The organism is Tateyamaria sp. 7Alg 36 (genome assembly GCF_059882455.1).
The window spans coordinates 2974298-2989642 of sequence record NZ_CM187613.1 but is presented as its reverse complement, the minus strand read 5'-3'; the positions used below and the strand labels follow the sequence as shown (position 1 = coordinate 2989642).

16 protein-coding genes are annotated in these 15345 nt (G+C 60.0%); 4 read left to right on the top strand and 12 right to left on the bottom strand.

Annotated elements, in window-relative coordinates; genetic code table 11:
- Positions 1-16: 16 nt before the first annotated feature.
- The 3 genes from AC6GQJ_RS14560 to AC6GQJ_RS14550 all read left to right on the top strand — a co-directional run bounded on the left by AC6GQJ_RS14560 (position 17) and on the right by AC6GQJ_RS14550 (position 2912).
- Positions 17-982 carry a TRAP transporter substrate-binding protein gene (locus tag AC6GQJ_RS14560; RefSeq protein WP_500769502.1) on the top strand — a complete coding sequence of 322 codons (966 nt, stop codon included), beginning with the start codon at positions 17-19 and terminating at the stop codon, positions 980-982.
- Positions 983-1084: 102 nt separating this feature from the next.
- Positions 1085-1609, top strand: a complete 525-nt coding sequence (locus AC6GQJ_RS14555) for a TRAP transporter small permease (protein ID WP_500769500.1) — start codon at positions 1085-1087, stop codon at positions 1607-1609.
- A gap of 1 nt (position 1610) precedes the next feature.
- Positions 1611-2912, top strand: coding sequence for a TRAP transporter large permease (locus tag AC6GQJ_RS14550; RefSeq protein WP_500769498.1), 1302 nt, complete (start codon positions 1611-1613; stop codon positions 2910-2912).
- 16 nt (positions 2913-2928) lie between these two features.
- On the opposite strand, the gene AC6GQJ_RS14545 is transcribed toward AC6GQJ_RS14550, so the two are convergent.
- From AC6GQJ_RS14545 to AC6GQJ_RS14515, 7 genes are all read right to left on the bottom strand, one after another.
- On the bottom strand, positions 2929-3444 hold the full coding sequence (locus tag AC6GQJ_RS14545; protein WP_500769496.1) for a winged helix DNA-binding protein: 516 nt from the start codon (positions 3442-3444) through the stop codon (positions 2929-2931).
- 155 nt (positions 3445-3599) lie between these two features.
- Positions 3600-4601 carry an alpha/beta hydrolase gene (locus tag AC6GQJ_RS14540; RefSeq protein WP_500769494.1) on the bottom strand — a complete coding sequence of 334 codons (1002 nt, stop codon included), beginning with the start codon at positions 4599-4601 and terminating at the stop codon, positions 3600-3602.
- A complete protein-coding gene (locus AC6GQJ_RS14535) occupies positions 4601-5554 on the bottom strand; it encodes an ABC transporter ATP-binding protein (RefSeq protein ID WP_500769492.1) in 954 nt (317 codons plus the stop codon). Before AC6GQJ_RS14535 ends, AC6GQJ_RS14540 begins: the two co-directional genes overlap by 1 nt.
- Positions 5547-6548: an ABC transporter ATP-binding protein gene (locus AC6GQJ_RS14530; protein WP_500769490.1), complete on the bottom strand. Its 1002-nt coding sequence runs from the start codon at positions 6546-6548 to the stop codon at positions 5547-5549. Before AC6GQJ_RS14530 ends, AC6GQJ_RS14535 begins: the two co-directional genes overlap by 8 nt.
- 1 nt (position 6549) lies before the next feature.
- Positions 6550-7440, bottom strand: a complete 891-nt coding sequence (locus AC6GQJ_RS14525) for an ABC transporter permease (protein WP_500769488.1) — start codon at positions 7438-7440, stop codon at positions 6550-6552.
- Between the two features lie 11 nt (positions 7441-7451).
- Positions 7452-8393, bottom strand: coding sequence for an ABC transporter permease (locus AC6GQJ_RS14520; protein ID WP_500769486.1), 942 nt, complete (start codon positions 8391-8393; stop codon positions 7452-7454).
- Between the two features lie 68 nt (positions 8394-8461).
- Positions 8462-10045 carry an ABC transporter substrate-binding protein gene (locus AC6GQJ_RS14515; RefSeq protein ID WP_500769484.1) on the bottom strand — a complete coding sequence of 528 codons (1584 nt, stop codon included), beginning with the start codon at positions 10043-10045 and terminating at the stop codon, positions 8462-8464.
- Positions 10046-10203: 158 nt separating this feature from the next.
- Between AC6GQJ_RS14515 and AC6GQJ_RS14510 the strand changes: the two genes are divergently transcribed.
- Positions 10204-11229 carry a LacI family DNA-binding transcriptional regulator gene (locus AC6GQJ_RS14510; protein WP_500769482.1) on the top strand — a complete coding sequence of 342 codons (1026 nt, stop codon included), beginning with the start codon at positions 10204-10206 and terminating at the stop codon, positions 11227-11229.
- Between the two features lie 64 nt (positions 11230-11293).
- On the opposite strand, the gene AC6GQJ_RS14505 is transcribed toward AC6GQJ_RS14510, so the two are convergent.
- The 5 genes from AC6GQJ_RS14505 to AC6GQJ_RS14485 form a co-directional block, all read right to left on the bottom strand.
- Positions 11294-11638 (bottom strand): RidA family protein, encoded by a 345-nt coding sequence (locus AC6GQJ_RS14505; protein ID WP_500769480.1) that lies wholly within the window; start codon positions 11636-11638, stop codon positions 11294-11296.
- Between the two features lie 93 nt (positions 11639-11731).
- Positions 11732-12508, bottom strand: coding sequence for an amino acid ABC transporter ATP-binding protein (locus tag AC6GQJ_RS14500; protein WP_500769478.1), 777 nt, complete (start codon positions 12506-12508; stop codon positions 11732-11734).
- Entirely contained in the window at positions 12505-13350 is an 846-nt protein-coding gene (locus tag AC6GQJ_RS14495) for an amino acid ABC transporter permease (RefSeq protein WP_500769476.1), read from the bottom strand. The genes AC6GQJ_RS14500 and AC6GQJ_RS14495 overlap by 4 nt, the downstream gene beginning before the upstream one ends.
- Positions 13347-14375 carry an NAD(P)H-quinone oxidoreductase gene (locus AC6GQJ_RS14490; protein WP_500769474.1) on the bottom strand — a complete coding sequence of 343 codons (1029 nt, stop codon included), beginning with the start codon at positions 14373-14375 and terminating at the stop codon, positions 13347-13349. Before AC6GQJ_RS14490 ends, AC6GQJ_RS14495 begins: the two co-directional genes overlap by 4 nt.
- 3 nt (positions 14376-14378) lie before the next feature.
- Positions 14379-15224 (bottom strand): transporter substrate-binding domain-containing protein, encoded by an 846-nt coding sequence (locus tag AC6GQJ_RS14485; RefSeq protein WP_500769472.1) that lies wholly within the window; start codon positions 15222-15224, stop codon positions 14379-14381.
- Positions 15225-15345 lie beyond the last annotated feature (121 nt).

Genomic DNA, 15345 nt, shown 5'->3' with positions numbered 1-15345 from the left:
ACAGAGGAGTAAAACGTTGAAACATTTCATCTTGGCCGCCGGTCTTGCCGTCGGTTCCGTCAGTGTTGCCACCGCCGACACTTGGGACATGCCGACCCCTTATGGCGACGCGACCTTCCACACGCAGAACATCTCGCAATTTGCCGCAGACATCGCGGCGGCAACGGACGGGGCGCTGGAAATCACCGTCCATTCCGGCGGTTCGCTGTTCCCGCACGGGGAAATCCGCAACGTCGTGCGGTCAGGGCAAGTGCCGATCGGTGAATTCTTCCTGTCGCTGCTGGTCAACGACGACGCGGCTTTCGGCATCGACAGCCAGCCCTTTGTCGCAACCAGCTATGACGACGCCGAACGCCTTTGGGCCGCGCAGCGCCCCGTCGTGACAGAATTGCTGGCCGAACAGGGCCTGATGCCGCTTTATTCGGTGCCGTGGCCTGCGCAGGGTCTGTACACCAATGGTGAGATCGCAACCGTTGAAGACCTCGCCGGCCTGCGTTTCCGCGCATATAACGCCGCGCTGGAAGAGTTCGCCGCCCTTGCCGGTGCCGCGCCAGTGCAGGTCGAAGCGCCGGACATCCCCCAAGCCTTTGCCACCGGTCAGGTCGAGGCGATGGTGACATCCCCATCCACCGGTGCCAACTCCACCGCGTGGGATTTCGTGACCCACTACACACCGATCAACGCGTGGGTACCCAAGAACATCGTCGTGGTGAACGAACGTGCCTTCCGCCGCTTGTCTGATGACGTCCAGGCTGCCGTGCTAGAGGCTGCTGCCGCTGCCGAGGCTCGGGGCTGGGAAATGTCCGCCGCAGAGGCTGAGGCGCAAACCGCCGTTCTGGCCGAAAACGGGATGACAATTGTAGAGCCAAGCGCGGAACTGACCGCAGGCCTGCAAGAGATCGGCGCGCAGATGCTGTCCAACTGGGAAGCCAGCGCATCCGACGCCGCCATGTCCATTCTGAAAACCTATCAAGGTCAGTAAGACGGACGGGGCGGGCCATTCCGCCTGCCCCTGTTTGACGAAAAGAGCCTGGCGCTGGCACCCCGATGCGCACGCGCCAGGTTTTTCCATGAGGAATATGTAATGCGACTATTACTGGACCGGATCTATCTTGCGGCGGGATGGGTGTCGGCATTCACCATCCTTGCCATCGCAATCTTGATCAGCGCACAGATTTTTCTGAACTTCGCGACGCGGGTGTTTGGCCTGCCCCTGCCTTCGACCATTCCGTCCTATGCGGATTTCTCGGGCTATATGCTTGCCGGTGCGACCTTTCTGGCGATGCCCTACACGTTTCGCACAGGCGGACACATCAAGGTATCACTGGTCACGGCACGCCTGCCCGCAACAGCGCAGCTTGTGGCCGAGGTGATCGCCCTGCTGGCGGCGGCGGCACTGACCCTGTTTGCTGTCTATTACATTTGGGCACTGGTCGCCGAAAGCATCCATTATGGCGATGTCTCCAACGGCACGATCCCGATCCCCCTATGGATCCCGCAATCGGTGATGGCCCTTGGGATGTCGTTGCTTGCCCTTGCTGTGATCGACAGCCTTGTCCAAACAATTCACCGCCGCGCGCCTGTGATCGCTGCATCCGAGGAGGTCTGATATGTCTGATCCTGTTGTTGGCCTTATCCTTCTTGCGGTCCTGTTCGTGTTTCTGGCGGGGGGCTTGTGGATTGCCCTGTCGCTGACGGCGGTTGCGGCTGTGGCGCTTACCTTCTTTTCGAACTCGTCTGTGGGTCTGAACCTTGCGGTGACGTTCTGGGGGCACAGCCATTCGTGGTCCCTGACCGCCCTGCCCTTGTTCATTTTGATGGGGGAAATCTTGCTGCGATCACGGCTGAGCAAGGACATGTTCAACGGGCTTGCGCCGTGGCTTGGCGGGTTGCCCGGGCGGTTGCTGCATGTGAACGTCCTTGGCTGCGCGATCTTTGCCGCGGTGTCCGGTTCGTCCGCTGCGACTGCCGCCACCATCGGCAAGATGTCGATCCCCGAACTGAAGTCTCGTGGTTATCCCGAAAGCCTGATCCTCGGCACGTTGGCCGGATCGGCCACGCTTGGGCTGCTGATCCCACCGTCGATCATCCTGATCGTCTATGGGGTGGCCACGGAGCAATCCATTGCGCGGCTGTTCGTGGCCGGCCTGATCCCAGGCGCGATGCTTGTCACCTTGTTCAGCGCCTATGTCGCAGTGCGCGCATGGATGGATCCCGATCTGATCCCGTCCGAAACGGTCAAGATGAACCTCAAGGAAAAGCTGTGGGAGGCCCGTGGCCTAATCCCTGTTGCCCTGTTGATCAGCGGGGTCATCGGCGCGATCTATACCGGCATCGCCTCGCCCACGGACGCCGCCGCATTGGGCGTTCTCCTGTCGATCCTGCTTGCGGTTCTGTCGGGCAGCTTTACCCGCGCCAAGTTCATGGATGCGCTTTTGTCAGCGGCGCGCACGTCCTGCATGATCGCCTTTATCCTGCTGGGAGCGGCATTTTTGGCAGTTGCGATGGGTTTCACCGGATTGCCGCGCAATCTGGCGGCGTGGATCGGAGAGATGGGCCTGTCGCCCTATGTGCTGCTCGCCGTGCTCACGGTGTTTTTCATCGTGCTTGGCCTGTTCCTTGACGGGATTTCGGTGGTGGTTCTGACGACATCGATCATCATGCCGATGGTGATGGCCGTGGGGATCGACCCGATCTGGTTCGGCATCTACCTCGTCCTCGTGGTAGAGATGAGCCAGATCACACCGCCGGTCGGGTTCAACCTGTTTGTCATTCAGGGGCTGACAGGCATCGACATCCTGCGCATCGCCAAGGCGGCAATGCCGTTCTTCTTCCTGCTGTTGCTGGCGGTGGTGCTGATCACGATCTTTCCGCAGATCGTGACCTATCTGCCGACGGCTATGAATCGGTAACGGATATCGGGCTGCGTCACAGCGATGATGCAGCCCGACTTGCCTGATCGTACTGGCCTGAAAGGGAACGAAGGCTGGCGCCAAGGCTGCTCAACTCCTCGCCCGAAATGTCCATGCGGCTCAGCCCGTCAATCAGGCACTGTTCGCGCACGGTACGGTATTGATCACACAGCGCCGCGCCCGTTTCAGAGGTGCTGTAAAACACTTCCTTCCCGCGCTTTTCCGAGGCGATCAAACCGGCCTTGGACAGCTTGCGCAGTGCGTAGTTCACCGTGTGCGTGTCGTCGATGTTCAGCAGAAAGCAGATATCGCTCAGCCGTTTGTCGCGACCACGGTGGTTCACATTGTGAAGAACTAGAATTTCCAGCGGGTTCATATCGGTATGACCCGCCGCCGCCATACATTTCACCATCCAGCGGGAGAATGCGTTGAACGCGATGATGAGGCCGAATTCGAATTCGGACGCCTCCCACCCTTCGCCATCCGCGAGGTGGCGAGAGGATACAATTCTTCGTTTCGCTGGTGATTTCACTACATTTAACCAATTATTTGCGTGGGTTTCCACACTAACATTTAGTTTAGAATGTTCAAGAAACATAGCGTATTGGCGCAAGCGTGACGGTGCGACACGGACAGCGAATGTCGCCCGCGTCGCAGTTTGAGCTGCGGATTATGTAGGACAGCGGTCTAACGCTGCGCGGCCTGCTTGGCGGCTTCTTTGGTGATCTCTGCCGTAAATTCCGCAATCGCGCTCAAGGCTTCGAAAGCCTCGGCCTTGGGGACGCCGTAAGACAGGAAGCCATGGGTCGTGCCCGGATATTCCAGAAACCGCGTCCTGACCCCCGCATCGACAAGCCGCGCGACATAGTCGCGCCCACCGTCCCGAATAGGATCATACTCGGCCGTCAGTACCAGTGCCGGTGGCAGGCCCGTGAAATCCTCGTACAGCAGCGGGCTGACGCGCGGATCAAACAGGTCTTCCTCGCTGTTCAGATAGTATTTGATCGTACGGACCAAAGACGGCTCCCCGATCAGGAAACCGGTGCTGTAGTCCTTCCATGACTGGTACTGGCGATGCTTGGAAAGGGCCACGCTGGGATAGATCAGGATTTGCGCAAGCGGCATCGGCAGGTTGCGCGCCTTCAGGTCATGGGTCAGCACCGCAACCAGATTTGCGCCCGAACTGTCGCCGCACAGGATGATGTCGGACAGGTCAACGCCCAACCCATTCCGGTTCTCGCAGACCCAGTCATAGATCGTGATGCAATCCTCGGTCTGCTTCGGGAAGGGGTTCTCGGGCGCAAGGCCGTACTCGGCGCTCAGCACCGGCAATCCGGTCATGTGACACATCTGGCGACACAGGGAATCGTGTGACTGCACGCTGCCCATCATCCACGACCCGCCGTGGAAAAACAGGATCGCGGGACCGTCTTTGCGGACCTCAGCCTGCGGCTGGTAAATGCGCAAGGCGGCGGGCGCATGGGTACCTTCGACCTCGACATCGCGCACATGGGCCACGGGAACCGTGTCGATCTGGATATGGTCGGTTTCCATCCTGTGGCGTGCGCGGATCGCGGCGATATCCGCATCCGGCGGCAGCGAATTCTCGGCGTTCCATTCCAGAAAGTCGCGCACTTCTTTGGACAGCGCGGCATAGCGTGGGTCGGTCGGTTTCTTATCCGTACTCATTACGCGTCCACCAGATGGCAGGCCACCGCGGCACCAGTCGAGGCGTGGCGCAGTGCAGGCACCTGTTCCGCGCAAACCGGCATCGCGTGGGGGCAGCGTGACCGGAATGCACAACCGCTTGGCGGATCAAGAGGGCTTGGGATTTCGCCCGACAAAAGCTGGCGGCTTTTCCTTTGGGACGGATGTTCGATCGGGACCGAGCCAAGCAGCGCCTGCGTGTAGGGATGCAGGGGCGTGTCCAGCACAACCTCTGCCGTGCCCTGTTCGACCACGCGGCCAAGATACATGACCACAACACGGTCGCTCACATGGCGCACCACGGACAGGTCATGCGACACGAAGACGATAGAAATCCCCAACTCTTCCTGCAATTCGGTGATGAGGTTCAGCACCTGCGCCTGAATTGACACATCGAGCGCGGAAACAGGTTCATCCGCGATCACCACCTTGGGCCGGAGCGCCAGCGCCCGCGCGATGCCAAGCCGCTGGCACTGACCGCCGGACAGTTCATGCGGATACCGCTTGCCATGCGAGGCGTTCAACCCGACACGCAGCAGCAGTTCCACCACGCGCTGGTCGCGCTCTTCCTGCGTGCCCTCACCGAAATTGTCCAACGGTTCGCGGATGGCATTGAAGGCCGTCATGCGCGGGTTGAGCGAGGTATAGGGATCCTGAAACACCATCTGCACCTCGCGGCGCCAGTTCTTTTCCTCGGCGCCCGAAATGTCGGACACATCCTTGCCGTCAAAACAAATCGTGCCCGCCGATGCCGTTTCCAGCCGGACCAGAAGCCGCGCCAGCGTGGTCTTGCCACAGCCGCTTTCGCCTACGATGGACAGGGTTTCCCCCTTGTTCAGCGTCAGGTCGACCTCGCTCACTGCCTTGAGGCTTTTGCCCCGCCCTAGGTGGAATACTTTGGACAGGCCCGTGGTTTGGATCAGTGGTTCAGACATGTATGTCCTCCTGTAGCTGGCCCAGCACGGCACTGCGCACACATCGGCTGAGGTGGTTGTCGCGGATCACCGGCGTTTCAGCGCCCGGCACCCTGCATTCGTCCAGCGCAAAGGCGCAGCGTGGCGCAAAGGTGCAGCCCTTGGGGCGTGCAAACAGTTCAGGCACCGATCCGGGGATATCGTTCAGGCGGTTGCGCCCTGCGCTGACACGCGGGCTCGCCTGCATTAGACCCATTGTATAGGCATGCCGTGGGTCGTCGAACACGTCTGTGACGCTTGCGGCTTCGACCATGCGGCCCGCATACATGACCGCCACGCGATCCGCCGTTTCCGCCACCACGCCAAGGTCGTGGGTGATGAACAGAACGGCCGTGTTCAGCGTCGCCTTGAGGTCGTCGATCAGCGCCAGAATTTGCGCCTGAATGGTCACATCCAGCGCCGTGGTGGGTTCGTCCGCGATCAACAGTTTCGGATTACGCGACAGGGCCATGGCGATCATCACACGCTGACGCATCCCACCCGACAGCTGATGCGGATAGCTGTTCAGCCGCCGACGCGCATCGGGAATTCGCACCAGTTCGAGGTAATGAACCGCCTTCTCTATCGCCTCTTTCTTGCCGACGTTCGGCGCAAGGCGGATGGCCTCAATCATCTGGTAACCGATGGTGAAGGCCGGATTGAGCGACGACATCGGATCCTGAAAAATCATTGCGATGCCCTCGCCGCGCAGGCCTTTCAACGCATCGCGGTCGCGCACATCGACGTCCTTGCCGTCAAACACGAACCTATCCGTGGTGACATGGGCGCTGTTCGGCAGAAGCCCCAGAAGGCTCATCGCGCTGATCGACTTGCCCGAGCCGGATTCGCCGACAAGGCACAGTGTTTCACCCTCGTGGATTTCGAAAGACAGGTCTTCGACCGTGGCAGGCGCCGTGGGGCGTCCGAAGCGGATGTTCAGGTTCTCTACTTTTAAGAGCGGGGTTTTATGGGTCATCTTATCCTCTCTTGCGTGCAACACGCGGATCGAGCGCTTCGCGAAGCCGGTCGCCCAGAATGTTGACGGACAGCACCAGCAGCGACAGCATCAAGCCTGGAAAGGCGATGGCCCACGGCGAAATCTGGAAGAACACGCGGCTTTCCGCGATGATCCCGCCCCAGCTTGGGATGTCCGGTGGCGTACCTGCGCCCAAAAAACTCAGGATCGCCTCGGTGATGATGGCCGATCCGAAAGTGGCCGTGGCCTGTACCGACACCGCGCCGATAGTGTTGGGCAGCAGGTGGCGCAGGATAACTTTCCACGTGGGCGTCGCCATGGTGCGGGCGGCGTCAATGAACGGCATCTCTTTGACCGATACGACAACACTGCGCACGATGCGCGCCATACGCGGCATTTCAGGCACGGTAATGGCGATGATGATCGTTGTCAGGCTGGACCCCATCAGGGCGACCAGCGCGATGGCCAGCAACACGTTCGGAATGGCCATGAACCCGTCCATCAGGCGCATGATCACCCGATCACCGATCTTCATAAAACCGGCAATCAGGCCCAATGTGCCACCGATCAGGGTCGTCAGGATGGCCACACTGAACCCGATAATCAGCGAGTTCTTCGTCCCCACCATGGAGCGTGCGAAAACATCGCGGCCCAGATGGTCGGTGCCAAAAAAGTGGTCGGCACTTGGCGGTTTCATCCGCGCAATCGGGTCGATGTCGGAATAGTTCGTGATCAGCATCGGCGAAAAGATCGAAATCAGCACCGCCGCGACGATGATCCCTACCGCGATCTTTTCGACAGGGCCGCTGGTGAACTCGCGAAAGAAGCGCCAGAATTCAGCCCAACGCGACCGGTGCAATTGGATGGTGGGTTGTGTGTCAGTGGAGGACATGTGTCAGCACCTCAGTAACGGATGCGCGGATCAAAGAGCGCATAGCTCAGGTCCACGATCAGGTTGACGACAATGAGGGCTGCCGAGAAGAAGATCATCGTGCCCTGAACCACCGGAAAGTCGCGTTGGGTAATCGCATCGACGACAAGGCGCCCGACGCCCGGAATGTTGAAAACGGATTCCGTCACCACGACGCCGGAAATCAGGATCGCAACACCCACGCCCACCACGGTGGCAATCGGCACACCCGCGTTCTTGAGCGCGTGCACAAACACGACCTTCATCTCGTTCACCCCTTTGGAGCGGGCGGTGCGTGTGTACCCTTCTTGCAGGATTTCGATCATCGCGGCGCGGGTGATGCGGGCCACAAGCGCCCAGAAGACCAGCGTGATTGTGAGCGCAGGCAAGGCAACAGATCGCAACGTCGCGCCCACCCCCTCGCTTAATGGGCTGTAGCCCTGCACCGGAAACCAGCCCAGCTTGATCGAAAAGATGTACATATTCGCGTAGCCGATCAGGAAAGGCGGGATCGAAAAGCCCAGCACCGACAGGATCATGATGGTGCGATCCGAAAGCGAATTGACCTTCCAAGCCGCCAGCGCACCGGCGGGCACAGCCAGAAAGATCGTCAAAAGGATAGTAACGCCGCCGAGGACCAAGGTCGGCTCAAGCCGCGCGGCAATCAGCTCCGTGACCGGCTTGTTGGAGAAGATCGAATTCCCCATATCCAGCCGCAGCATGTCCGACGCCCAGATCCCGAATTGCACGACAAGAGGTTCGTTCAGCTGAAGCCGTTCGCGGATCTCTGCGATCTGCTCCGGCGTCGCATTCTCACCGGCGATTAGGGCCGCCGGATCGCCTGGTGCGAGGTGGCTCAGCAGAAAGACGAAGACCGTCACGAACAAGATGATAGGGACCGACGCCACGAGACGCCGGATGATGTAACTCAGCATGAGTAGCTCCTGTCATGTTAGAAAAAAGTCCGGTCGGCAGGGAGTGAAACCGACCGGACCAGTGGGGCTTAGTCAGCCTTGGATACACCCCAGAGATTGGTGGTCATTGGCACTTGCTGCATACCTTGCAATTTGCCGGACCACGCGCTCGCTTGGGTGTATTGCCCCATCATGATGACCGAGACGATCTCGTAGGCTTCTTGCTGTATGTCTACGGCAATCGCTTTACGTTCCTCATCGGTCGATGCCTTGATGAAATCCTGTTTCAGCTGTTGGAGTGTTTCGGAGCAGTTCCAGCCGTACCAGGCATCATCACAGGCGCCGCTGACATAGACGTTGGTCAGCGGGTTTTGCAGCGCCATACCGTCCCATCCGGTCTGGAACACGTTCCAGCCACCTTCGTCGACAGTCCCTTTGTTGGCGCGTCGTTGGGCCACGGTCGCCCAGTCCGCAGTGACCACGTCTACCTCGAAACCTGCTTCGCGCAGTCGTTGTGCCGTGACCGACCCACCGGCCCGCTGGTCACTGACATCTGTGGCGTGCAGCAGGGTGATCGGCGTCCCGTCATAGCCCGCCTCGTCCAGCAGCGCCTTGGCGGCGTCGATGTCGCGGGTCATCTGACGCTCGCCATTGGCGTCATTTTCCAGCGCGGTGCCGCACATGAAGATCGACGCGCAGGTCTGGTAGAGATCGGTGTACGACCCGAGGATCGCCGTCATGTAATCCGTCTGGTCCAGCGCAAGCTGCATGGCCTGTCGGATGCGCACATCATTGGTGGGCGGCTGCAGGAAGTTCGGGATGATCTGGATCGTCTGGCCCAGCGGGTTGTGCGGTTTGATCACGATATCACTGCCCGATTGCAGGATCGGGATCAGGTCCGGCTGGAACTGCGGGATATAATCAAGCTCGCCCGCGACCAGCGCGTTTACGGCTGTGATGTCATCGGGAAAGAAAATCCGCTCAACCTTGTCGACCATGACAACCTTGCCACCGGCAAGACCCGAAGGCGGCTCGTCACGAGGGACGTAATCCTCGAACTTGGTGTAGACGGCACTGACGCCGGGCTTCCATTCTTCGGTATTGAATACGAACGGGCCAGAACCGATAGGGTCGGAAATCTGTTCATCCTGCGCCGCCGAAGCGATGCGCGCGGGGATAATGAACGGCACGTTGGAGGCCGTTTTTCCCAGTGCCTCGATGATCAAGCCGAAAGGTTCGGTCAGCGCGATAGTAAAGGTCGTGTCGTCCACTGCCGCCATCTCGGACAGGCGGGATTTGATCTCGACCCCGAATGAATCCTTGCCCATCCAGCGCGTAAGCGAGGCAATCACGTCCTCACTGGTCACAGGCGCACCGTCGTGGAACTTCAGCCCGTCGCGCAGGGTGAACGTGTAGGTCAATTGATCATCACTCACCGACCACACATCAATCATTTGAGGTTGCACGACACCATCAGCGTCTTGCGCGAAAAGCGTATCATAGATCAGGTAGCCGTGATCGCGGACGCCGTAGTTGGTTGTCCAGATCGGGTCGATCATGTCCAGCTTTGACAGGCCGTTATACCGTATAACTGTTTCCGCGTGCGCAGATTGCCCAATGGCACATGCCGCAATCACGGCCGCCAGTGAATAGTTCTTGAGTCGTGTCTTCATGGTTTCCTCCCAGTTTCCTCTTCCTCTGCCGAGAACGTTTGCATCAAATATTTCATCAGTCCATCATTTTATCATTGCACCACATCATTTGATGTAACAAAGTTGGAAGGGTCGAAACACCACCCGTCGTCATGCGAACCGGAAAGGCCCAGATACCTGTGTCACAAGAACCTTCCCTCAAACAGATCGCATTCTTTGCGGATGTCAGCACCGCAACGGTGGACCGCGTCCTCAACAATCGGCCCGGCGTGCGGGAAAAAACCCGCCTCAAGGTCCAGTCGGCCATCGAGGCGCTGACACATGGCCAACGCCGCACATCCGCCCCAGATCTCAAAGACCTGCGCGTCGCCTTCATCCTGAATACGACCGAACTGCTGACCGAAGCCTACGAGGCGCTTATCCCACGGCTTGCCGCGCGGCTGGGCCTGACACATGCGCCGCAGGTTCTGCAATTTCACGCTGACAACGTCGTCGAGGCGGCCAAAGAAATGCGTAAATTCGCAAGCGGGCTGGACGGCGTCATACTTGTCGCACGCTCCAGCGCGGAAATGGCGGGGCAAATCAACGCCACGGTCGAGGCCGGAACCGATGTGGTCTGCGTGACCACCGACTTTCCCGGTTCCCGTCGGCTTTGTTATGTTGGCATGGATCAAGTGGTGGCCGGACGTCTGGCCGCGCGCATGGTCGCGATGCGCCAGACAGGCAAGGAACAACTTGTCGCGCTGCATATCGGGCGGAACTGGCGCTGCGAGGGCGAGCGTGAGATGGGCTTCCGCTCCACCCTGCGCGAGTTGAACTTTCAGGGCAGGATTGTTGAACTGGCCACCTCCAGCGGGACAGCGGAAGAGGCATATGACCTGCTTTCCGGTCTGCGCAAACAGGGCCAGCATGTGGATTCGGTCTATTCGCCGTCGTCCGGCGTGGTCGGCCTTGCCAAAGCGGTCGAGGATCTGGCGCCCAACGACAAGTCTTTCATCATCGGCCACGAGCTGTTCCACCCGCTCAAGGATCTGCTGCTATCGGGTGGCCTTGGCGCGCAGATCGCTGCGGACAATTTCGCGGTTCTCACGGAATGTCTGCGGATGGTGGCACGCCGTCGTGCCGATCAGGCTGTGCCGTCTTCGGTCTTTCTGCCGACCCATGTGGTGACGAAAGAGAACGTAAACCTGCTTGATTGGTACTGATCGCCCAACTCGCGGGCGACGGGTGGACGCTGGCCGCAACGGCGCAACGTCCACCCCCATTCATTCAGGCAACCGCCGCGACGATCATGAATTCGACCAGATAGTCAGGCGTGGCAAGCTTTGCCTCTCCGCACGCGCGCGCGGGGGGATTGGCGGGGTCCACCCATGCGTCCCAAACGGCATTCATCTCGGCAAACAGCGCCATGTCGGCCAGCCAGATCGTCGTGGACAGGATGTGTGCCTTGTCCGATCCGGCAGCGGCAAGAAGGCGCTCCGCCTCGGCCAGTGCGGCCTTGCTTTGCTCGGTGACAGTGGCACCTTCACCAACCTGCCCCGCAAGGTAGACGGTGCCATTATGTACGACGGCCTGACTCATACGGGCGCCGGATTCGATACGTTTAATCGTCATGGGATATTCCTGAGTTTGAGGATTGGGGCAGCAAAAGCACCGCCCCGAGTTTCATGATGCATTCCGGCTTTAGGCAAGCCTTTATCTGCGCCCCTACCCGTGCGAGCGTACGGCGGAGATAAACGCACGCGTACGCGGTTCGGTCGGCGCGCTTAGCACTTGTTCGGGTGATCCGGTCTCGACCACCTCACCATGATCCATGAACAGCACCCGATGCGCGACATCGCGGGCAAAGCCGAGTTCGTGTGTCACGATGATCATGGTAATCCCTGTTTCGGCAAGGCTGCGCATGACGTTCAGCACTTCGCCAACCAACTCGGGGTCGAGCGCCGACGTGGGTTCGTCGAACAACAGCACCTCAGGCTCCATCGCCAAGGCGCGGGCGATGGCGACACGCTGCTGCTGCCCGCCCGACAGTTCGGAGGGATAGGCATGCAGCTTCTGCTCCAGCCCCACCTTGGTCAGCAACGCCTCGGCCTTGGCGCGCGCCTTGGCGCGGGGTTCGCGCAGTACCTGTACCGGCCCCTCGGTGACATTCTCCAGAGCTGTCTTGTGCGGAAACAGGTTAAAGCGCTGGAACACCATTGCCGTCTTCAGCCGTTGGCGCGCGATTTCGCGGTCGGTGAGTTCGCGCAGGCGGTCACCTTCGCGGCGGAACCCGACAAGATCACCCGCCACCACCAAATGCCCGCCGCTGACGGTTTCAAGCTGGTTGATGCAGCGCAACAACGTGCTTTTCCCCGAACCGGACGGGCCGATGATGCACAGAACTTCGCCTTTTGCGACCGTCAGATCGACGCCCTTCAGCGCGTGGAAGGTGCCAAAGTGTTTCTCAAGCCCGTAGGAGGCGACGATTGGGTTCGTAGTCATGATTTACTCCCGTTCTTGCGGACGCCTTTGGCGTAGTATTTCTCGATGCGGCTTTGCAGGATGCTCATGATCGTGACGATAACGAGGTACCAGATCGAGGCGACAATCAGCAGTTCGATCACCCGCGCATTGGCGTAATAGATGTTCTGGGCCGAATGCAGGATTTCGGAATACTGGATGACCGACGCAAGCGAGGTCAGCTTGACCATCCCGATCCATTCGTTGCCGATGGGCGGCACGATCACACGCATGGCTTGGGGAATGACGATCCGGCGCAAGCATTGCAATTGCGGCATCCCGATGGACTGCGCGGCCTCGTACTGCCCGCGATCCACCGACATCAAGCCGGCGCGCACCACCTCGGATGTGTATGCCCCCTGCTGGATGCCGAGGCCAAGCAATGTGGCGACAAAAGGCGTCATCAGGTAGACCGTTGAGATGGAAAAGAGACCCGGAATCGCGATGGTCGGAAAGATCAGCGCGAGGTTGAACCAGATCAGCAGTTGCAGCAGCACCGGCACCGCGCGGAAGAACCACACATAGCCGCGTGCCGACCAGCTGAGGACCGGATTGTTCGACAGGCGCATGATCGCAAAGATCACGCCAAGGGCGATCCCGATCAGCATCGCAAGAACCGACATAATCACCGTGTTGATCAGCCCGCTGATAATCGCGGGTACGGTGAGAAAGCGGGCGACATAGCTCCATTCGATCTTGCCGACGGCAAAGCCGTAGCAAATTCCGCCAAGCGCCAGAAGGATCAGCGCAGCCGAGAGATAGCGACCGTGATAACGGCGTCGGATCACTGGCAGATCCGCATAGGGGTTTGGGGGCATTGTCATGATACTGGGGTCCTGTCGGGGTTTGTCCGTGTTTCGAGGACGATTTTGCCAAGGTGACCTCGGCTTTCCATAAAGCGGTGCGCCTCTGCGACTTCGGCAAGCGGGAAGCGTCGGGCGATGCGCGGGGTGAGCGCACCATTTTCGACCAGCGGCAGCAGATCCTGCCGTGCGCCATTGATGATGCGGGCCTTGGCGTCGACGGGACGATCACGCAAGGATGTGGTGAAAAGCGTCAGTCGTTTGCCCATCATCTTGCCCAGCGGTACCTGCGCCTCTGGGCCGCCCATCAGGCCGATTACCACGATCCGCCCGTCCATCGCGGCGGCTGTGACATTGGCCGAAAGGTGCGAGGCACCCATCACGTCGAGGATCAGATCGGCACCGCGCCCGTCGGTCAGGGCAAGAACCTGCGCCGCAAATGCATCCGCGTCGCGTCCGTCAATCACGTGGTCAGCACCCAAGGACCGGACGAAATCCGCCTTTGCCGCGCTGGAACAGGCAATCACTGTGAGGCCTAGCGCATGGCCGGCCTCGACCGCAAAACTGCCCATCCCGCCTGAAGCACCGTGCACAACCAAGGTCTGGCCGCGCGTCATGCCGCCAAGATCAACAAGGTTGGACCAGATTGTTGCCATCGCTTCGGGCAGGCTGGCTGCTTGTGCCGCATCCAGCCGTTCGGGCCATGGCAGCAAATGATCGGCGCGGGCGCACAGCCAGTCGGCCTGCGCGCCCCCGTCGCTAAGGGCGCAAACCCTGTCACCAACCTTCCAGCCGGTGACAGAGGGGCCAAGTGCGTCGATGATACCGGAGGCTTCGATACCGGCGACCGGACTGGCAAGCGTGTAACGTCCGCGCGCCAGCAGCAGGTCCGAGTAGTTGAGGGCCGCCGCCGCAACGCGCAGGCGCACCTCTCCCGGTCCGGGTTCGGGGATCGGCTGCGGACAGAGGGCAAATGGTGCCCCGCCCGCAGCCTCACCCCAGACAACGGCCAGCATCTCGGTCGGATCACAGACCTTGGCCGACATCGATCAGGTACCTTGGTCGATAGAGACTTCGGTCAGCCCTTGCGCTTCCATACCGAACGCTTCGAGCGCGGCGGAATAGGCACCGTTCTCCATGATCTCGGTCACGCCCTGTGCCACAGCATCGCGCAGTTCGACATATTCCTTACCGAATGCGAAACCGAACAGCGTGCGGGTGATCGGATCGCCGATTGTGCCGAACGTGTCGGGTTCTTGCGCCATCAGGTAGGCAACATATTCCTGACCCAAGATCCCTGCATCAAGACGCCCCTGCATCAGGGAAAGGCGGGTGTCGGTCGCGCCGCCTGTGCCTTGGACATTCATTGTCTCAAGGTCTGCGCCGACGCAATGTTCTTCGTTCCATGCCTCAAGCGACGGCAGATAGCTGGTGGTGCGGGGTGCGCCGACCGCGTGGCCGCACAGATCGGCGTTCTCGGACATTTCGGCAGCAGTCGCGGCAAGGCCGAAAGGCTGCGCGCCGGTGGAAATGTAGTCGACAAAGGACATGGTTTCGCGACGGCTTGGCAGATCGGAAATCGCCGTGCCGATCATGTCGATGCGGCCGCTGGCGACCGATGTCATCAACTGCTCAAAGCCCATGTCTTCATACCGGATTTCAAGGCCGAGCACTTCGCCCAATGCGTCCACCAGCATCACGTTGATGCCTGCGCGTTCGTTGGTTTCGGGGTCGCGGAAAGCCATCGGAGGGTAGGTGCTTTCGATACCGACCGAGAGGTAGCCCTTTTCCTTGATGTCTGCGGGGACCATGTCGGCTGCGGTGTCGGCCATGGCTGTGTTGGCGGCAAGGCCAATCACCAGAGATGAGATCAGAGTTGTGATTTTGTACGTCATTGGGAAGCTCCACTGTTGGTTTCGGGATCAGGCGAGTGTGCGCGCGCAGAGGATCCCGAGCTGCGCCCGCGCTACGGGGAACTTTGTGTTCCCCTCGTAATGGATGTGTCGGACCCCGAAC